General features: G+C 28.9%; 22 protein-coding genes. 8 read left to right on the plus strand and 14 right to left on the minus strand.

Annotation, left to right across the window (positions count from 1 at the left end; translation table 11 throughout):
- From ftsH to ACTTA4_RS04660, 14 genes are all read right to left on the minus strand, one after another.
- A complete protein-coding gene (gene ftsH, locus ACTTA4_RS04595) occupies nucleotides 1-1,908 on the minus strand; it encodes an ATP-dependent zinc metalloprotease FtsH (protein ID WP_262590286.1) in 1,908 nt (635 codons plus the stop codon).
- A gap of 63 nt (nucleotides 1,909-1,971) precedes the next feature.
- Complete coding sequence (gene tilS, locus ACTTA4_RS04600; RefSeq protein ID WP_440633718.1) at nucleotides 1,972-2,994, minus strand: tRNA lysidine(34) synthetase TilS; 1,023 nt, start codon at nucleotides 2,992-2,994, stop codon at nucleotides 1,972-1,974.
- A complete protein-coding gene (ybgF, locus tag ACTTA4_RS04605) occupies nucleotides 2,954-3,958 on the minus strand; it encodes a tol-pal system protein YbgF (RefSeq protein WP_262590284.1) in 1,005 nt (334 codons plus the stop codon). Before ybgF ends, tilS begins: the two co-directional genes overlap by 41 nt.
- Before the next feature lie 78 nt (nucleotides 3,959-4,036).
- On the minus strand, nucleotides 4,037-4,576 hold the full coding sequence (pal, locus tag ACTTA4_RS04610) for a peptidoglycan-associated lipoprotein Pal (RefSeq protein WP_440614677.1): 540 nt from the start codon (nucleotides 4,574-4,576) through the stop codon (nucleotides 4,037-4,039).
- 106 nt (nucleotides 4,577-4,682) lie between these two features.
- A complete protein-coding gene (gene tolB, locus ACTTA4_RS04615; protein WP_075506060.1) occupies nucleotides 4,683-6,023 on the minus strand; it encodes a Tol-Pal system beta propeller repeat protein TolB in 1,341 nt (446 codons plus the stop codon).
- A gap of 12 nt (nucleotides 6,024-6,035) precedes the next feature.
- Nucleotides 6,036-6,899 carry an energy transducer TonB gene (locus ACTTA4_RS04620; RefSeq protein WP_075506059.1) on the minus strand — a complete coding sequence of 288 codons (864 nt, stop codon included), beginning with the start codon at nucleotides 6,897-6,899 and terminating at the stop codon, nucleotides 6,036-6,038.
- Between the two features lie 5 nt (nucleotides 6,900-6,904).
- Nucleotides 6,905-7,321, minus strand: a complete 417-nt coding sequence (gene tolR, locus ACTTA4_RS04625; protein WP_075506058.1) for a protein TolR — start codon at nucleotides 7,319-7,321, stop codon at nucleotides 6,905-6,907.
- The gene (tolQ, locus tag ACTTA4_RS04630) at nucleotides 7,322-7,996 is read right to left on the minus strand and encodes a protein TolQ (RefSeq protein WP_075506057.1); all 675 of its coding nucleotides are present in this window, start codon (nucleotides 7,994-7,996) and stop codon (nucleotides 7,322-7,324) included.
- 53 nt (nucleotides 7,997-8,049) lie between these two features.
- Nucleotides 8,050-8,541 (minus strand): crossover junction endodeoxyribonuclease, encoded by a 492-nt coding sequence (locus tag ACTTA4_RS04635; protein ID WP_075506056.1) that lies wholly within the window; start codon nucleotides 8,539-8,541, stop codon nucleotides 8,050-8,052.
- The gene (locus ACTTA4_RS04640; RefSeq protein ID WP_075506055.1) at nucleotides 8,541-9,266 is read right to left on the minus strand and encodes a YebC/PmpR family DNA-binding transcriptional regulator; all 726 of its coding nucleotides are present in this window, start codon (nucleotides 9,264-9,266) and stop codon (nucleotides 8,541-8,543) included. Before ACTTA4_RS04640 ends, ACTTA4_RS04635 begins: the two co-directional genes overlap by 1 nt.
- Before the next feature lie 7 nt (nucleotides 9,267-9,273).
- Nucleotides 9,274-10,077: a TIGR00282 family metallophosphoesterase gene (locus tag ACTTA4_RS04645; RefSeq protein ID WP_440633719.1), complete on the minus strand. Its 804-nt coding sequence runs from the start codon at nucleotides 10,075-10,077 to the stop codon at nucleotides 9,274-9,276.
- Complete coding sequence (locus ACTTA4_RS04650; protein WP_440633720.1) at nucleotides 10,074-10,619, minus strand: 5-formyltetrahydrofolate cyclo-ligase; 546 nt, start codon at nucleotides 10,617-10,619, stop codon at nucleotides 10,074-10,076. The genes ACTTA4_RS04645 and ACTTA4_RS04650 overlap by 4 nt, the downstream gene beginning before the upstream one ends.
- A gap of 4 nt (nucleotides 10,620-10,623) precedes the next feature.
- Nucleotides 10,624-11,070 (minus strand): cell division protein ZapA, encoded by a 447-nt coding sequence (zapA, locus tag ACTTA4_RS04655; protein ID WP_440633721.1) that lies wholly within the window; start codon nucleotides 11,068-11,070, stop codon nucleotides 10,624-10,626.
- Nucleotides 11,058-11,381, minus strand: a complete 324-nt coding sequence (locus ACTTA4_RS04660) for a 5-formyltetrahydrofolate cyclo-ligase (protein WP_075506051.1) — start codon at nucleotides 11,379-11,381, stop codon at nucleotides 11,058-11,060. The genes zapA and ACTTA4_RS04660 overlap by 13 nt, the downstream gene beginning before the upstream one ends.
- 53 nt (nucleotides 11,382-11,434) lie before the next feature.
- Between ACTTA4_RS04660 and tkt the strand changes: the two genes are divergently transcribed.
- The 8 genes from tkt to ACTTA4_RS04700 are packed head-to-tail and all read left to right on the plus strand — an operon-like array spanning nucleotide 11,435 to nucleotide 19,521.
- Complete coding sequence (tkt, locus tag ACTTA4_RS04665; RefSeq protein WP_440633722.1) at nucleotides 11,435-13,396, plus strand: transketolase; 1,962 nt, start codon at nucleotides 11,435-11,437, stop codon at nucleotides 13,394-13,396.
- Between the two features lie 2 nt (nucleotides 13,397-13,398).
- Nucleotides 13,399-14,409 carry a type I glyceraldehyde-3-phosphate dehydrogenase gene (gene gap, locus ACTTA4_RS04670; RefSeq protein WP_440633723.1) on the plus strand — a complete coding sequence of 337 codons (1,011 nt, stop codon included), beginning with the start codon at nucleotides 13,399-13,401 and terminating at the stop codon, nucleotides 14,407-14,409.
- On the plus strand, nucleotides 14,406-15,581 hold the full coding sequence (locus ACTTA4_RS04675; RefSeq protein ID WP_440633724.1) for a phosphoglycerate kinase: 1,176 nt from the start codon (nucleotides 14,406-14,408) through the stop codon (nucleotides 15,579-15,581). Before gap ends, ACTTA4_RS04675 begins: the two co-directional genes overlap by 4 nt.
- A gap of 1 nt (nucleotide 15,582) precedes the next feature.
- The gene (locus tag ACTTA4_RS04680) at nucleotides 15,583-16,593 is read left to right on the plus strand and encodes a class I fructose-bisphosphate aldolase (RefSeq protein WP_440633725.1); all 1,011 of its coding nucleotides are present in this window, start codon (nucleotides 15,583-15,585) and stop codon (nucleotides 16,591-16,593) included.
- Nucleotides 16,580-17,194, plus strand: a complete 615-nt coding sequence (thiE, locus tag ACTTA4_RS04685) for a thiamine phosphate synthase (RefSeq protein ID WP_440633726.1) — start codon at nucleotides 16,580-16,582, stop codon at nucleotides 17,192-17,194. Before ACTTA4_RS04680 ends, thiE begins: the two co-directional genes overlap by 14 nt.
- On the plus strand, nucleotides 17,191-17,751 hold the full coding sequence (efp, locus tag ACTTA4_RS04690) for an elongation factor P (RefSeq protein WP_440633727.1): 561 nt from the start codon (nucleotides 17,191-17,193) through the stop codon (nucleotides 17,749-17,751). The genes thiE and efp overlap by 4 nt, the downstream gene beginning before the upstream one ends.
- 5 nt (nucleotides 17,752-17,756) lie before the next feature.
- Nucleotides 17,757-18,497 carry an inositol monophosphatase family protein gene (locus tag ACTTA4_RS04695; RefSeq protein WP_440633728.1) on the plus strand — a complete coding sequence of 247 codons (741 nt, stop codon included), beginning with the start codon at nucleotides 17,757-17,759 and terminating at the stop codon, nucleotides 18,495-18,497.
- A gap of 37 nt (nucleotides 18,498-18,534) precedes the next feature.
- Entirely contained in the window at nucleotides 18,535-19,521 is a 987-nt protein-coding gene (locus ACTTA4_RS04700) for a hypothetical protein (protein WP_440633729.1), read from the plus strand.
- Nucleotides 19,522-19,625 lie beyond the last annotated feature (104 nt).

The following is a 19,625-nucleotide window of genomic DNA, read 5'->3' on the forward strand; positions in this document are numbered from 1 at the left end:
TTAATGAACAATTTTTGGTTTTAGACCCATGGCTCCTAAAGCCGAGTCATGATCATCTTTTGAGTCTTGATTTTCTAAAATTTTATCTTTTGGATATAAGTTTTTGTTAATTATGTTCTCAATCTCTTCACCTGTTAAGGTTTCGTAAGTAATTAATGCTTTAGCAATTTTATGTAGATCGTCAATTTTCTCAGTCAAAATTTTCTTTGCTTGATTATATCCTTCGTCGACTAGTTTCCTAATTTCCTTATCAATTTTTTGAGCAACTTCTTCAGAAACTGATTGTGTTTGAGTAACAGATCTACCTAAGAAAACTTCCTCTTGATTTTCTCCATACTCAACTGGACCCATTTCCTCACTCATACCATATTTAGTTACCATCGCTCTTGCAAGTTGAGTAGCTTGATTAATATCTGAACCACTTCCTCCACCTGCTCCTGTAGAAATGTTATCTTTTCCAAAAATTAATTCTTCTGCAACTCTTCCTCCAAAACAAACTGCTAGTCTAGCTTTTAAATATTTGATTGAATATCCATGTTTATCTCTTTCTGGTAAATTCATAACCATTCCCAAAGCTCTTCCTCTTGGAATGATAGTGGCTTTGTGAATTGGATCATAACTAGGCATATTAAACGAGACTAAAGCATGGCCACCTTCGTGATATGCGGTAAGTTTTTTTTCATCCTCAGTCATTACCATTGATCTTCTTTCAGCACCCATTAATACTTTATCTTTTGCCTCTTCAAATTCTAATAAAGTTACAATTCTTTTATTTTTTCTAGCTGCTAATAAAGCAGCTTCATTGACTAAGTTAGCTAAATCTGCTCCTGAAAAACCGGGGGTCCCTCTTGCAATAGTTCTTAAATTTACATCGGGTGCCATCTTAATTTTTTTCACATGGACTTTTAAAATTTTTTCTCTTCCAATAATATCTGGGTTCGAAACAACTACTTGTCTGTCAAATCTTCCAGGTCTTAATAGTGCTGGATCAAGAACATCAGGTCTATTTGTTGCTGCAATTATGATAACTCCCTCATTAGTATCAAACCCATCCATCTCTACTAATAATTGGTTTAAAGTTTGCTCTCTTTCATCATTACCTCCACCTAAACCTGCACCTCTACTTCTTCCAACTGCATCTATTTCATCAATGAATATTATGCACGGAGAATTTTTTTTACCTTGTTCAAACATATCTCTTACTCTTGATGCTCCAACACCAACAAACATTTCAACAAAATCTGAACCAGAGATAGTAAAGAAAGGAACTCCTGCTTCACCTGCAATAGCTCTTGCTAACAAAGTTTTTCCCGTTCCTGGAGGTCCAACCAATAAAGCACCTCTAGGTATCTTTCCACCAAGTCTACTAAATTTTTTAGGGTCTTTTAAAAATTCTACAATTTCTTCTACTTCTTCTTTTGCCTCTTCTACTCCAGCAACATCATTAAATGTTACTTTGCCTTTAAGTTCATTCATCATCTTAGCTTTTGACTTGCCAAATCCCATTGCTCCACCTTTTCCACCTTGCATCTGTCGCATAAAAAATATCCAAACAGCAATTAATAAAAGCATTGGGAACCAAGAAAGTAGTACGCCAAATAAAGATGGCATTTTTTCTTCTAACGGAGCTGCTGAAATACTTACTCCTTTGTCTGATAATTTTTCAATTAAATTTGGATCGTTTGGAGCATAAGTTGAAAATGAATTTCCATTTGAGTAAACACCCTTTATGTTGTTTCCCTGTATCTCAACTTTTAAAACTTCTCCATTTTCAACTGAAGTTAAAAAATCTGAAAAAATTATTTGATTTCCTCCTCTAATATTTGATTGAGGATTTTTAAACATGTTATAAAGACCAATAGTTAAAAAAACTATTATTCCCCACATAGCCAGATTTTTAAAATTCATAGTGTAAAGATAAGAATTATTGCAAATTAAACAAGTGACAAAATAACTATAAATTTAGTGATATTAACGCTCTTTATATACAATTACAGTTTTCTTGATTTTTTTAATTACACAATTCCCAAGTGTAGACTTAAAATTAATTTTACTCTGTAGATTTTCTAAAATATTGGTAATTTTTTTACCTCTGGGCGGAAAATACTTTTTCCCAACTAACTGTAAGATCTTTGAAAATGACCTGAACAAAACTTCTTGAGGAAAATTAAAAAATTCTTCTTTTAATACAACTTTATTTTGAGAAATAATCGAATTTTCTTTTAAATTTTTTTCACAAAAAAACTGGATTGATTGGTCTACACTTTTTAAATTACTAATTGATAATTTGAATTTACTTTTATCCAAACCTTCACTTTCAAGATTTTTAATTAAATTTCTTACTCTCACTCTTGTAAAAATTTCATCTTCATTCGAAGGGTCTTCTACATATTTATTAAACACCTTTTTTGAGATGTAGATTAAATCTTTTTTTTCAACGTTTATTAAAGGTCTTAAGATATTTGCATTATTAATTAAAGTCGTTTTGTCTAAAGATACGATACCCTTTAAACCACTACCTCTTAAAAGCCTAATTAAAAAATTTTCATAAACATCATCTTCATGATGACCAAATAAAATATGATTAATTTTAAATTTTTTTGATTGGTTAATTAAGAGATTATATCTTTTTTTTCTTGCAAGAGATTGGATATTATTTTTGGGTTTTTTACCATTCCATTTTAAAATATCTAAATCTATAGAAAAATCCTTCAAAAGATTTTTTACAAATAAAGCTTCTACAGATGAATTATTTCTCAATTTATGGTCAACTAGAAAGTATTTAATTTTTAAAGATTTTTTAATTGAATAAATTTTTGAAAAAAAAGCTAAAGCAAGACTATCAGGGCCACCTGACACAGCAACTGTAAAATCATTATTTAAATTTAAATTATTTTCAAATTTATTATAGATTTTATAAATTCTTTTATCTCTTAGCTTATTAAGAAGTTGTTTATGAATCTTGCTTGACGCATTCAAATTTTTTAGACTCATATTTTGCTTTTTGTATTACAGACTGATTTGCGTTTGGATACTGCAACTCTACACCATTAATCATCTTACAGCCTTGATCTTTTTCACCAATTTGAACCATTGAAACTCCAAGTTTTAATAAATTTATTGGAGCTTTCTTTCCTTTTGGATATTTTTGATATCCTTCGAGATAAGCTGAAGCAGCATCAGTATAAAGTTGTCTTATTCTGAAAGTTTCTGCATACCAATATTGAGCACTACCTGCTAATTCATCTTCAGGATTTGATAACACAAATTCTCTAAAAGCTCTTTCTGCTGTACTGTAATCTCCAACTTTTAAGAAACTTGTTGCAAATTCATATTGTTCTTTTGGAGTTAAATCTATTGGTAAAATTTTATCTTCAGCTTGAAAAGTTTCTTCTACAATAGAAGCTGTAGTATCAACCGATTGAATCTGTTGATTCTCCTCTGAAGTTTCCATATCTTTATAAGAAATTGTACCTAAGTCCTGAGGCTGCGAGCTTCCAGGAAGAATTTGCTTCTCAATTTTAGGCGCAGAACTGAGTTGTTGACTGCTATCAATTACATTAACAGAACTTAAATCATTTTCTATATCTTGAAACCTTATCTGATTATCAGACTGTAGCTTGGATACTCTGTTCGAAAGTTTATCAAGCTTAAAATTAATTTCCTCAAATTTATTAGTAAGTTCTCTAAACTGCTCCTCCACCTCTGATAACTTTAACAAATGTCTAGTTAAGACATCCTCAGAATTATTATCAAGACTTGATACTGATTGATTATTTGTTGTACTTTCTATTTCTATTGATCCTGAGTAAACGGCTCTTTCAAGAGTTTTTAAATCTTTTTTAATTAAATCTAAAATTTCATAAATATTATGGTTATCTGAGTAAGCAATTCCCGAAAAAAAGAAATTTAATATTATTATTAAATTAAATAATGTTGATCTAAAAAGTGATCTCATTAAATTTTTATATGATTATAAAAAGGCAAAAAAAAGACCCTAAAAGTTTTTAATTTTAGGGTCTTTTTTAAAAATTCTTTAGTTTGCTTTAACAGTAACTGATCTTCTGTTTTTAGACCATGCTAAAGGATTTGATCCTGAGTCAACAGGTCTTTCTTTACCATAACTGATTACAGTAATTCTGTCTGATGAAACACCATAAGTCATTAGATAATCTTTTGCAGCGTTAGCTCTTCTTTCTCCAAGTGCTAAGTTATATTCTCTTGTTCCTCTTTCATCTGCATGACCTTCTAAAACTACAGTGATGTTAGAATTTTCTCTTAACCAAGCAGCTTGAGCTCTTAAAGTTTCTCTTGAAGCTGTAGTTAATATAGATTCGTTAGTTGCAAAGAACACTCTATCAGCAACACCATCTGCTAAATATTTTACGCTATCTGTTCCAACGTAAACGTCTCCTTGCATTTGACCTGCGATTTTTTCAATTTTAGTTACTTCTTCTTTTTTAGTTTCTTCTTTTGGCGCCTCTACAGCTACCTCTTTTTTTGTTGCACACGCTGTTAAGATTATTCCAGCTGAAATAACTAATAACGTGTTTTTGAAAATTTTGTTTAATCTCATTAATTTGCTCCTTGCTGCTTTTTCAAATACTATTTTTTTCACAACTAATTAGATGTTTCAACCCAAAAAATCAAGAAATTTCATCGTATTTAAAGATAAAATGATATTAATTACTTAATAAAGACGACCAAGATGGGTCAGATGCGTCCGTCTCAGTTGTTATCAATCTTTCATTATAACCAGTTAAATCAATAGACCATAATTTAGCAGAAAAACCTTCGCCTTTAGAATTAGTTTTTGTTTCTCTATAAAATATCAAAACTCTTCCATTGGGTGACCAAGATGGGGCCTCTTGATAATAGTTTTCTGTTAACAATCTTTCACCAGTTCCATCCGTTCTCATCACTCCAATATAAAATTTTCCTTTATGTAATTTTGTAAATGCAATTAAATCACCTCTAGGAGACCAAACTGGTGTTCCGTACAAACCATTACCAAAAGAAATTCTTTTCACGTCACTTCCATCATTTTTCATGACATAAATTTGTTGGTAACCACTTCTGTCAGAGTTAAAAGTTATATATTTTCCATCTGGAGAATAAGAAGGTGATGTATCAATTGAAGGATGATTTGTTATTCTCTCTACTAATCGAGTTTCTAAATTCATTGTATAAATATCTGATTTTCCATCTTTTGCGAAACTCATGATTATTTTTTTACCATCAGGTGAAAATCTAGGAGCAAATGTCATTCCAGGAAAATCTCCAACTACTTCCTGTGTTCCGGTTTCAATATCTAAAAGATAAACACGTGGCATATTTTTAAAATAAGATAGATAAGTAACCATTTGGCTAGCAGGGTTAAATCGTGGAGTAAGTACAAGCTCATTTCCTAAAGTTAGAAATTTGTTATTTGCACCATCTTGATCCATGATAGCTAATTTTTTTATTCTTTGTGTTTTTGGTCCTTCTTCAGCTACATAAATTATTCTTGTATCAAAATACCCTTTTTCTCCTGTTAACCTCTCATATACTTTATCTGATATTATGTGCCCAACTCTTCTCCAATTTGTTGGTACAGTTGTAAATGCTAAAGCCATCATCTCTTTTGCAGCAAGCACATCCCAAAGTCTAAACTCAACTCTTAATTTATCATTAATAAAATTTACTTTACCGGTGATAAGAGCTTGAGCTTTAATTAAATTCCAATCCTCAAATCTTGGTTTTAAATTTGCTATATCTGGAGCTTGTAAAAATGCTTTTTTATCCAAAGGATTAAATAAACCTGAAGTTCTTAAATTATTTTCAACAATTAATGATATTTCAGATCCAATGTTCTCTTTATCTAAAATTTGCTCAAAATTTTTTCTAGACGTTTCATCTATTGATAATGGTGAGACTGCAAGTGGAAGAGGGTTTAAATTTCCCCTTGTAATATCAACTTCAATTAACGCTAAAGCTTTTAATGGAAAAAAAACAAAAATGAAAATTATAAATTTTTTAATCATAAATTCTTTATACTAACCTCCTAACATCTCTCTTGCATCAAAATTTAATTGTAATTCTTTCCATCTCTCGTAACCAGAAGCTGGAACTCTCAAAGGTTGACATAATCTTACTGCTCTTAAGGCACTTTCTGCTAAGACTTTATAAAAACCTTGTCCAGGTTTATTCATTCTAGCATGATCTAAAATCTCAGTTTTGGTGACTGAACCATCTGGTTTAAGCTTTAACTTTATTCTAACTAGTAAATTTTCATCATAAGGCAAACCTAAAGGTATGCTCCAACAACCAAATATTTGGGCCTTTAAAGCATCTTCCTCACTTAAAGTTAGTTTAGAGTTTTCAATGTTTCTCACTTGATCTTGAGTAACATCATTATTGGTTTTCACTTTTTCTGCTGTTTCTTCTTTTGATTTATCTATTAATGCTGCAATATTGTTTGGATCAAATAAATCTTTTTTTTCAAACTCAGATACTTGCTTTACTTCATTATCCACTTTTTCTGGATTTTGTTTTTTTTCCTCTTTGGTCTTTAATTTTTTTACCTCTTTATCTGGCAAAGGGACAGCTTCAGGATTTTGTTTTTCTATCGTTTTGTTTTTTTTCTCTGAGACAACAGTCTTAGTTTTGGTTTTTTTTACTTTTTTCGGTGGAGCTTGTTCTGAAACCAGTTTTTTTTCTTTTTCTTTTACTTTTTCAATAATTTTTTTTGCTTTAGGCGCAAAAGGAATATTTGTTTCTTCTGTTATTTGAATTAATTCAACAGAGACTATGGGTGGAATATCAATGGGTTTTTTTGAGAGAAAAGGCAAACTTAAAGCTGTAAGAACAACTAATGATATATGTAAAGCTGAGGATATAGCGATACTACTACTCTTCACTGTAACTACCTTTGTTTAAGGGGCTCAGAGATTAGCGCAACCTTTGTAAAACCAGATCCAGATAATAAACCCATTATCTCTAAAACTCTTCCATAGTTTATTGTTTTATCACCTCTTACATAAATTCTTGTGTCAGTTCTATTTTTTGAAACAGCTAAAACTTTAGCAATTATATTGTCATACTCTACTTTTGATTCTTGAATAAAAATTTCACCTTTCGCATTAATAGAAAGTGTTAAAGGTTCTGTTTCCTCAGGCAAAGAATCTGCTGAACTCTCAGGTAGATCAACCTGAACACCTACTGTTAAAAGCGGTGCAGTGACCATGAATATAATTAATAGAACCAACATCACATCAACAAAAGGTGTTACGTTAATCTCACTCATTGGTTCTTTTGATGAGCGATTTAATTTAAAAGCCATTTAAATTATTGTTAAAAATCTTTTTGAAAAATTCTCTAATTTTTCTGAATATTTTTTTGCGTCTGTATTAAATTTATTGTAAGCAACTACAGCAGGTATCGCAGCTAACAGTCCTAATGCAGTTGCGAATAATGCTTCTGCAATACCAGGTGCAACTATTGCAAGACTAGTATTTCTTGAAATTGCAATTGATTGAAAAGAATTCATAATACCCCAAACAGTCCCAAATAATCCAATAAATGGAGCAGTTGAACCTACGGTTGCTAAAAATGTAAATCCCTTTTCAATTTTTGACATTTCCTTTTCTATTCCTCCCTCAAGGAACGCAGTCATTCTTTCACTTATATTTGTTTTTGATTTTTTCTTAAGTAAGTTTTCCATAGCATTTTGGAATACCAAAGACATTGGGTCTTCTAAATTATTTGGTAAACTGTTATAAAAATTTTCAGCAGATTTAGAGTTCCAAAATTTTTCTTCAAATTCTTCTGAAGATTTATTTATTTTTTTAAAAAGTCTATATTTTTCTATAATCACCGCCCATGAGTATACTGAGCAAAGTATTAAGCTAATCATTACTGCTTTAACAATTATGTCTGCTTTTAAAAATAAACTTAGAAGTGAAAAATCTGTATTTGTTCCTAAGTCTAATGCATTTGCGGCTATGTCTGCTTCCATAATCACTCATCACACTTAATTGTGTCATGAATTTGACTATATAATTTTAAAGATTAGTCATTTTTGTATGTTTCATGAAAATAACTAGCTATCAGAATTGCATCAGCTTTATTGGAATCTTTTTTTTTAGATAAATTTGACGAAAAATAAGGAAATATTTCAATAGCTCTTGTCCTGCTAGCATCCTTTTCTGAATTAATTAAATTAAAATATTTTTTCCATTTTGCAGGTCTTACAAAATAAATTGGTAATTGCATTGCACTGCAAATACCTTTTAAAATTCCAAAAGATTGACCAAAATTAAACATACTAGTTACACCTTGACCTGGCATGGCTGAAACTTGTTCTACAACAACTTTAATATTTTTTTTTTCATATGTTTTTATTCTTGAAGAAATTTCATTAAATATCTGAGATCCATTTACTTGTTTTTTATTTTTTTTTCCTTCGATCATTGTTGGCATTTCAATCACATCTTTGATTATTCCATCTTCTAAAAAACAAATAGATCCTGATATACCTGGATCAATTCCGATTATTAACATTAAATATTTCCTAAATTTACGTTTGAAAAAACGTTCTGAACATCATCATCATCTTCGAGATTTTCTAAAAACTCAATCACACTTTCTTTCTCATCATTTTGAATATTAACACTATTTATAGGCACCCACTCAATTTCTGTTGAAATAAAATTCGCTATTGTATTTTCTAAATTTTTTTTAACATTATATATTTCATTTGAAACACATTGAACTTCATGAAATTCTTCGTGAGAGATGCATTCCTCTGCACCGGCTTCTATTGCCAACTCAAAAATTTTATCATCTGATATTTCATTTTTATCAATCTTTATTATCCCAAGTTGTTTAAAGTTATGAGATGCCGATCCTTGCGTACCTAGACTTCCACCAGATTTCTGAAAAATTGTTCTCACATTGGAAGCTGTTCTATTTTTATTATCAGTTAAAGTTTCTACAATTACAGCAATTTTCTTTGGACCAAATCCCTCATATCTCAAATTTTCAAAATTTGCACCAGATGCAGCAGAAGATTTATCTATAGCTCTTTCAATATTATCTTTTGGCATATTTGCTGATCTAGCAGCCTGTACTGCTGATCTTAATCTTGGATTCATTGCAGGATCTTTGTCTCCGAGCTTTGCAGCTACTGTGATTTCTTTAGATAACTTCGAGAAAATTTTTGAACGTTGCTTATCAGCTTTTCCTTTTTTATGTTTAATACCTGCCCAATGAGAATGACCTGCCATATATAAATTAAATATTTTTTAGTTTATCTCCAAATATATAACTATTAATGTTTTTAGCTAAACCAGTATTTATATCACAATCAACAATAACACCAGATAAAGTCCCTTCCCCAACTGCAGGAAAATGTTTGACCGAGTCTTTTTTTAAAAATCTGTTTAATGAATTCTCTTTATCCATTCCAATTACAGAGTCGTAATCTCCACACATACCAGCGTCTGTTTGGTATCCAGTACCATTGTTTAGTATTCTTGCATCGTTAGTTGGAATATGAGTGTGAGTTCCAACAACTAACGTTGCATGACCATCAAAAAAGTGACCTATAGCATTTTTCTCACTAGTAATTTCACCATGAAAATCAACCACTAATAAATCGTAGTCATCTTTTAATTTATACTCACTTAAAAATTTTTTTGAAGTTTCAAAAACATCATCACACTTTTTCATAAAAACATTACCCATGAGGTTAAGTACCCCAACTCTTATATTTTTATCTGTTTTGAAAATTTGAAAACCTCGACCAGGGGCAGGCTCAAAAAGATTTTTAGGACGTAACAATCTTTCTTCTTTTTCTATGTACTTCATGATTTCTTTTTGATCCCAAACATGATTGCCAGTTGTGATTACGTTAACACCACAGTTATAAAAATCTTTGCAAATTTCTTCTGTCAAACCCACCCCTTGGGCTGCAGCATTTTCACCATTAGCAATAACAAAATCAATTTTTTTTGATTTAATTTCAATAAGCAAGCTACTCGTAAGTTTAGAACACCCCGAAATACCAACAACATCGCCTAAAAATAAAATTCTCAAAATATTAAACCTCTTTCAGTAATTATTAAATCAAGCTTCTTATCATAATTATTAATTGGTACTTCTTTTAATTCTTGGAAAGAAAAAGCAAATCCAACTTTAAAGACCTTTTTTTTAATTTCAATTTTTTCAATATAACGATCATAAAAACCACCACCATAACCTAAACGGTTAAATTGCTTATCAAAAGCTAATAGTGGAACTAATAATATATCTGGATAAACTTTCTTTTGAGATAATGGTTCAATAATCCCATATTTGTTTATATTTAATGGATTATCTTTGGACCATTCATAAAAGTCCATTTGGTTATTTTTCTTGATGATAGGTAATGAGGTAGTTTTTTTATGTTTACTAAATAAATTTAAAACTTCTAAGTCATCTATTTCATGATTGCATGGATAATATCCTCCAACAATTCTTGTTTTAAGCTTATTATCACTTAGGAATTTAATTAATTTTAAAGAATTGATTTTCAAATTTTCTTGAAAATTTTTTTTTCTAAGTGATGTTATCTTTCTTCTTAATTTAGATTTATTCACAAATTTATTGAGGTAAATTTTCTTGTTTTGCTTTTTCCACAAAACTTGAAATTTTCTCTGCAGCAGTATCAATTAAATCTTCATATTTTTTTTGATTAGTTTCAATCTCGATTTTTAATTTATCATGATTTAAATTTAACTGTTTTATTTCTTCTTCTTTTTTATCTTTATATTCATAAATTAGAGTTTTTAATTCCTTAAATTTATTTGATAAATCTTTTAATTCTTGTTTCTTTTGATCAACTTTCTTTTTTGTTTCGTAGTATTCATCCATTATTTTAACTGCCGTAATTAATAAGAGTTTATTTTCTCCCAAATTGCCAAGATCATTTTTTAAATGATTAAATTTTTGGTTTATTTGTATTAACAATTCTTCTAGATGTTCCTCTTGCCCATCATCACAAGATAGTAAAAACTCTTTGTTATTAAATTTAATACTTACATTTGCCATTTATCAATCTCTTCCAACAAAGTATCTGTTTCTTGATTTAATTCATCAATTTTCTCAGAAAACTCTATTTGTTTTCTTTCTTCAGCCTTTTCTTTGCTTCTGAACTCATCTAATCTTTTTGACAAAATTTCGTTCTGATCTGATAGCTCTTTATATTTTTTTTCTAGCTCATTTTTTTCAATCTCTAATTGATTTTTTTGCAAATTAAGATTTTGAATATTATTTTTCAAATCTGGATTAGTTAGATCTAAATTTTTTAATTCTTCTAAAGCTTGATTAAGTTTTTTTTCTTTTTCGTTTATAGAATTCATATATATATACTTATAATATTAAATAGAATCTTCTTAGTCTAGTCAGGATAATTTTGAGTAAAATACATAACGATTTAGCAAATTGTATTAGATTTTTATCTATTGATGCAGTTCAAAAAGCTAATTCTGGCCACCCAGGAATGCCAATGGGTATGGCAGACGTTGCGACAGTACTTTTTAGGTATTTTTTAAAATTCAATCCACAAAATCCAAATTGGATAAATAGAGATAGATTTGTTTTATCAGCTGGGCATGGCTCAATGCTTCTTTATTCTTTGTTGTACTTAACTGGTTATAAAAGTATATCGTTAAATTCGATTAAAAAGTTTAGACAACTAAACTCTATTTGTGCAGGTCACCCAGAGTATCATCCAAAAACTGGAATTGAAACAACCACTGGTCCACTTGGACAGGGAATAGCAAATGCAGTTGGATTCGCAATAGCTGAAGAAGTCCTCAAAAAAAAATTAGGTAAAAATTTAATTAATCACAAAACTTATGTTCTAGCTGGTGACGGTTGCTTGATGGAAGGCATTAGTCACGAAGCAATGAGTTTAGCTGGCCACTTAAAATTAAAAAATTTGGTGATGCTTTTCGATAATAATAATATTTCAATAGATGGTCCAACAAGTCTAGCTGTATCAGACAATTTCAAAAAAAGATTTGAAAGCTATGGATGGGATTACATATTAGTTGATGGTCACAATGAAAATCAAATTTATAGAGCTTTAAAAAGAGTTCAAAATGCAAAAAAACCAACAGTAATTTCTTGTAAAACAAAAATTGGATATGGATCTCCAAATAAATCTGGCAAGTCGTCTTCACATGGTAGTCCTTTGGGATTAGATGAAATTAAATTAGTAAGAAAAGTACTTAAGTGGGAATATAAACCTTTTGAAGTTCCAAATAAGTTATTGAAAGAATGGAGAGCTATAGGAAGCAAGGGTCAGTTAATTGAAAAAAAATGGAACAAATTAATAAAAAAACAAAGTAAAAAATTAAATCTAATCAAAAATAATAATAACTTTAAAAATATTTTAAATTCAGAAAAGAAACTTGCAATCAAAGAACCAAAAAGCTTAGCAACAAGAAAATGTTCTGAGTTAACTTTAAGCGCATTAACCAATTCAAATAATAATCTTATTGGTGGTTCTGCAGATTTGGCAGGATCTAACAATACAAAAACAAAAAAACATAAAATTATTACACCAGGAAATTTTGAGGGAAATTATATTCACTATGGCGTTAGGGAGCATGCAATGAGTGGGATAATGAATGGAATCGCACTCCATAGCAATTTTATTCCTTATGGTGGAACTTTTTTAATTTTTTCTGATTACTGCAAACCATCGATAAGATTGTCAGCTCTAATGCAACAAAGAGTTATTTATGTAATGACGCATGATTCAATTGGCTTAGGTGAAGATGGACCAACACATCAACCAATTGAACAATTGTCTGGTTTAAGATCAATTCCAAACCTAAATGTTTTTAGACCTGCAGACAGAATTGAAACAATTGAATGCTGGGAGCATGCTTTAAAAAGCACAAAGACTCCAAGTGTGTTGTCTCTAACAAGACAAAATTTAGATCCAATAAGAAAAAAATATTCCTCAAATAATAAATGTTCACTTGGTGCTTATGAGGTGCATAGAACAAATAAGAAAATTAAATTAACAATTTTTGCAAGTGGTTCAGAAGTAAATCTTGCAATCGAAGCAAGTCATAAACTTGCCAAAGATAAAATTTATTCTAAAGTTATTTCAGTACCTTGTATGGAGCTTTTTGATAAACAAAGTAAAACTTATAAAAATATAATACTAAATGAAACCAAAAATAAAATCTCTATAGAAGCTGGTTCAAGTGATTGTTGGAAAAAGTATGTTGGAGAAAATGGAAAAAATTTTGGAATTAATGAATATGGTAAAAGTGCGCCATTTAAAGAAATATATAAATATTTTGGGCTAACAAAAGAGAATATAACTAACAAATCAAAAAATTTAATTAAAATTTAATTATGACGATTAAAGTTGGAATTAATGGAATGGGTAGAATTGGTCGTATGGTAGTTCGATCAATTATAGAAAGCCAAGATAAAAAAATAAAAATACAACACATAAACAATAGATCAAATCCTGAGACTACTTGTACATTAATAAAATATGACTCAATTCATGGTAGATTTGATGCTGATTTAGATTTTGATGAAAATCACTTAATAATAAATAATGAAAAAATTACATTTTCACAGGAGTCTAATATTGAAAACATAGACTGGAAAAAATTTGATGTTGATTATGTTTTTGAATGTACAGGAAAATTTAATTCTAAAGAAAAACTTTTAGCTCATATAAAAAATGGAGCAAAAAAAGTAATAGTATCTGCGCCATGTAAAAATGCAGATAAAACAATTGTATTTGGTGTAAATGAAAAAGATATAACCATTAAGGACCAAATAATTTCAGCTGCATCATGCACCACAAACTGTTTGGCTCCAGTTGTACACATACTAAATGAAAATTTTGAAATTGAAAAAGGGTTTATGACAACTATCCATGCATTTACAAGTGATCAGAGAATTCTAGATAATTCCCATAAAGACCCAAGAAGAGCAAGATCAGCAAGTCAATCAATTGTCCCAACATCGACTGGTGCATCAAAAGCAATTGGTGAAATAATTCCTAGCTTGAAAGGTAAATTAGAGGGAGTTGCAATGAGAGTACCTACCCCAAATGTTTCACTTGTAGAATTAGTTTTCTGTACAAAAAAAAATATCAATAAAGAAAATATAAATAAATCATTTGAATTAGCATCTAAAAATAATTTAAAAAATGTATTAGAAATCACTCATGAAAAGTTGGTATCAATAGATTTTAATCACAACCCTGCATCTGCGATTGTTGATGGATCCCTTACCAATGTTGTTGGAGACAATATGGGTAAAATTTCAGCCTGGTATGATAATGAATGGGGTTTTTCAAATCGTATGTGCGATATTGCAGAATTTATTCATCAAAATTCTCAATGAAAAGTATTTCTGAACTAACTGACCTAGCAGGTAAAAAAGTTATTTTAAGACTGGATTTAAATGTCCCTCTCAAGAATGGTGAGATAACTGATACAACGAGAATTGATAAAGTTCTTCCAACAATCGAATTTTTATTAGAGCAAAATTCAAAAATAGTTATCTTATCTCACGTTGGTCGACCTAAAGGAAAAGTAATTAAAGATCTTTCGTTAAAACCAATCCAAAAAGATATGGAAAAAAAATTAAATGAAAAAATAAAACTTATTGAAAAAAATATTTATGAGATAAAAAAAGATATGTTTGATAATTTTAATGAAAAAATTTTATTAATTGAAAATATTAGATTTTATCCAGATGAGGAAAAAAATGATACTAATTTTGCAAAACATTTAGCAAGCTTAGGTGATATTTATGTAAATGATGCTTTTTCATGTTCACATAGATCGCACGCATCTGTTTGTGAAATTTCAAAATTTTTACCATCTTTTTCAGGGTTGCAATTAGATTTAGAGATTAATGCATTAAAAAAAATTACATCTAGCATAACTAAACCTGTTACTTGCATAATAGGAGGATCTAAAATTTCTACTAAAATTAATATTATAAAAAACTTAATTTCAAAATTTGACAATATAATAATTGTAGGTGCAATGGCGAATAACTTAATTGAACACAATGGATACAATATTGGAAAATCTCTTAAAGAAGAAAATGTTAATTCTATAGTTAATGACATACTCTCATATTCAAAAGAAAAAAATTGTAATATAATTTTTCCAGAGGATGTAATAGTGGCAAATGATTTAAATGGTCATCCTAAAATTAAAGAATTGAGTCAAATTAAATTAGATGAAATGATTTTGGATATAGGTCCAAAAACTGTTGAAAGCATATGTAATATTATTGATAATACAAACACCATTTTATGGAACGGTCCTGCTGGATATTTTGAAAATCCTAATTTTGCTAATGGAAGCACTGCAATTGCAAAAAAAATAGTTGAAAAAAATAAAGAAGATAAAATTTACTCTGTAGTAGGTGGTGGAGATACCGTTTCATTAATTAATTCTTTAAATACTGTTAAAGACTTTAATTTTGTTTCAACTGCAGGTGGAGCATTTTTGGAATATCTTGAAGGAAAAGAACTTCCTGGTATAAGCGCTTTAAATTGATATGTCAGAGCTAAATAAAATAGCACTTAAAATACTTTCAAATGGAAAAGGAATACTTGCTGCAGATGAAAGTAACGGAACTATGACAAAAAGACTTGATGCTGTTAATGTTGAATCTACACCAAAAAACAGACTCGCTTTTAGAGAAACTCTTTTTAGTTCAGAAAGTATGAAAGATTGTATCGGTGGTGTAATCTTATACGAAGAAACAATAAACCAAATTTCAAATTTAGGTAAATCGATTCCTGAATTAATCTCTGCTTGTGGAGCAGTAACTGGAATTAAAGTGGATACAGGTGCAAAAAATTTAGCAAACTCTCCAGAGGAAAAAATTACAGAAGGGCTAGACGGGCTAAGAGAAAGATTAAAAAAATACTATGAGCTTGGTGCAAGATTTACAAAATGGAGAGGTGTTTATTCGATAAGCAATAACTATCCTAGCAAACTTGCAATTCATTCTAATGCTCATGCACTTGCAAGATATGCCGCTTTAGTTCAAGAATGTGAAATGGTTCCTATAGTGGAACCAGAAGTTTTAATGGATGGTGATCATTCAGCCGATGAATGTTTGGAAAAAACTTCAGAAGTTATAAAAAAATGTTTTGAGGAATTAATTATGCATAAAATTGATTTATCAGGGATCATATTAAAACCGAATATGATTTTAGCCGGAAGTAATTCAAAAAACAAAATCTCTAATGAAGAAGTTTCAGACAAAACACTTGAATGTCTTAAAAATTCAGTACCTACAGAAGTACCAGGAATTGCTTTCTTGTCTGGAGGTCAATCCGAAATAGAAGCAACAGAAAATCTAAATTTAATTAGCAAAAACAATAGTACAAATTTTATAATGACCTATTCCTATGGTAGAGCTTTACAACAAAGTGCTCTTAAATTTTGGTCTAAAGATACAACTAAAATCACCGAAACACAGGATGTGTTTAACCATAGAGCAAGAATGTGTACTTTAGCTGCTCAAGGCAAATGGACAAGGGATCTTGAGAATAAATAAAAAAAAATTTATCTATCTTATCTCTCCAAATAAAATTAAGAAGGATTTTTACCAAAATCTAAACAAAGTATTAAAATTAAATAAAATTAGTTTTTTTCAAATGAGGTTTAAAAAATACTCTTTTAAGAAAAAAATTTTGATAGGAAAAAAAATTAGACAACTATGTAAAAATAATAGAGTAAAATTTATCGTTAATGATGACCCAATTCTTGCAAAAAAATTAAACGCAGATGGATGTCATTTGGGGCAAAAGGATATAAATATTAAAGAGGCCAAAAAAATAGTTGGAAATAAAATTATTGGAATAACATGTCACAACTCAATTAAACTTGCAAAAGAGGCAATTAAAAATAAGGCTAATTACATTGCACTTGGCGCTTTTTTTCCAACAAAAACAAAGAAAGCTAAATACAGCGCTAATATAAAAACTTTAAATAAAGTAAAGAAATTAACAAAGATTCCCATAGTATCTATTGGTGGAATAACAAATGAGAACTATAAAAAACTTTTATTGAACAATGCAAATTTTTTGGCTATCTCAGGCTACATTTGGAATAATAAAAAATACAAACCTACAGAAGCTATAGAAAGTTTAAAATGAAAATAAATGCAAGTGAAATTAGAGTTGGGATGCTTTTAGAATATAAAGATGATCTTTGGCAAGTTTTAAAAACACAACATGTAAAACCTGGAAAAGGTGGTGCATTCGCTCAAGTAGAAATGAAAAGTGTTGGCAAGAATACCAAAATAAATGAAAGATTTAGATCTAGCGAAACAGTAGAAAAAGCATCATTAGATGAAAATAAATACAATTATATGTATGAAGATGATGCTAATTATTTTTTTATGGAACCAAAAACTTTTGAACAAATTGAAATCAAAAAAGAAATTATTGGAACACAAGGTAAATTATTAACTGAAAATCTAGAAGTATCTGTATGCTTTTATAATGAAAATCCAATTTCAGTTGAATTACCAAATCAGGTACAATGTAAAGTAGAAACTACTGATGCAGCATTAAAAGGTCAAACTGTATCTTCCTCTTACAAACCAGCAACTCTCGATAATGGTTTAAATATTCAAGTTCCACCTTTCATTGAAACAGGTGATAAAATAATTGTTGATACTAGAAATTTAGAATACATAAAAAAAATATAATTTTAATGATATCTATATCATCGAACCTTAACATTATGATTAAAGCAGCAGAAAAGGCTTCTAAATCTCTAATTAGAGATTTTGGTGAAGTTGAAAAACTGCAGGTTAAAAAAAAAGGACCTAGAGATTTTGTAACAAAAACTGATATAAATGTAGAAAAAATAATAATTGATCAACTAAGTAAAACAAAAAAAAATTATTCTTTTCTGACTGAAGAAAGTGGATCAATTATAAATAAAGATAATGAAAATATTTGGATCATTGACCCAATAGATGGGACAACAAACTTCCTTCATGGAATTCCTCATTTTGCTATTTGCATAGCATTAGAATCTAGATCAGAAATAGTAAGTGGACTAATTTTTGATCCAATAAAAGATGAAATGTTTTTTGCAGAAAAAAATAAAGGTGCCTATTTAAATAATTCTAGATTGAAAGTTTCAAATAAAAATTCAATTGAGGATTGTTTATTTTCAAGCAATCATGAAGGTGTAAAGTTCAGCAATCTTAATATGAGATACTCTGGTTGTGCAGCTCTAGATTTAGCTTATGTTGCTTCAGGAAGATTAGATGGTTTTTTTCATAACAATATTAATTTATGGGATGTTGCAGCTGGCAAGATAATAGTTGAAGAAGCTGGAGGTGTAGTAAATGATATAAATAAATTTAAAAAAAATAATATAAATATTAGAGCATCAAGCTTATCAATAAATGATGAAATGATAAAAAATTTAAAAAATTTTTAACTTCTTGAATTAATAATAAAATATAATAGTTTTAAATATGCCTTTAAAAAAAGTAACTAAAGATGTTGAAATAGATTTAATAGAAGTAATTAATTTAATTAAAAGAAATAAATTTCAATTTTTATTTATAAGTTTTCTTCCTGCTATTTTGGTTTTTTTCTATTTAAATTCTAAACCTCCTGCAGAGAAAATATTTAAAGCTGTTACAACAATTATTCCAATGTCAACATTTCAGGAGGCTCAGTATAGTGAATACAATAGTTATATAACTACAAAATTTAGAGTAGAATATGTTAGCCCATTAACAGGCGATGACCTTATAATATTTAATATGCTTAACAATGTGAAAAAAATTGATTATAGCAAATTTAAAAAAATTCTAAAATCAGATCTTCAATCTTTATTTTTAGAAAAAATAAGTGAAAAAAATTTTTTAAATAATGCAATTAGGAGAAGTAATTATGTAAACAAGGATGAATTTACCAGCAATGAAGAATATGAAAATAAAGTAGAACAAACTGTAAATCTGTTCAAATTTTATGAAGATAATGAGGGTGTTAATAAAAATTGGACAATATCCTCAACTATCAAAGACAAAAAAAAATATGAGGAATTTTTAAAATTTATTGAGAAAACTGCAAATAATGAGATCAGGCAATATTTGATTGATGAATTTGAAATTTCAATCACAACTCAAAAACTTTTTAAAAATTATCTAGCTAAAGATGTACAAATTTTATTAAAAGAAACAATAAAAAATGATAAACTTAAAGTCTATTTTGATAAATTTTTTATTTATATTCAAGAAAATGAAGCTTTTGACAGATTGCAAGACAAATTTTTATCTACACCAATAAATAATTCTGATTTATTTTTTGCATCAACTATAAATGTGAATTCAACTAAATATAAAAATATAATAAAGGAAAACGTAAATATTTTTATAAGTACTTTTTCTGTATTTATATTAAGTTTATTTTTAGGACTCACTTACGTTATATTTTTGTCAAAACTTAGAAAATAACGACTAAAGTCTATCAAAATATACTTTAAAATAATTTATAAATTTGAGATTTAAGGGTTATCAAATTAGATAAAAGTCTAATAAATTTACTATTTTAAGGAAAA

It is taken from the genome of Candidatus Pelagibacter sp. HIMB1485 (assembly GCF_052048055.1).
GTDB lineage: Bacteria > Pseudomonadota > Alphaproteobacteria > Pelagibacterales > Pelagibacteraceae > Pelagibacter.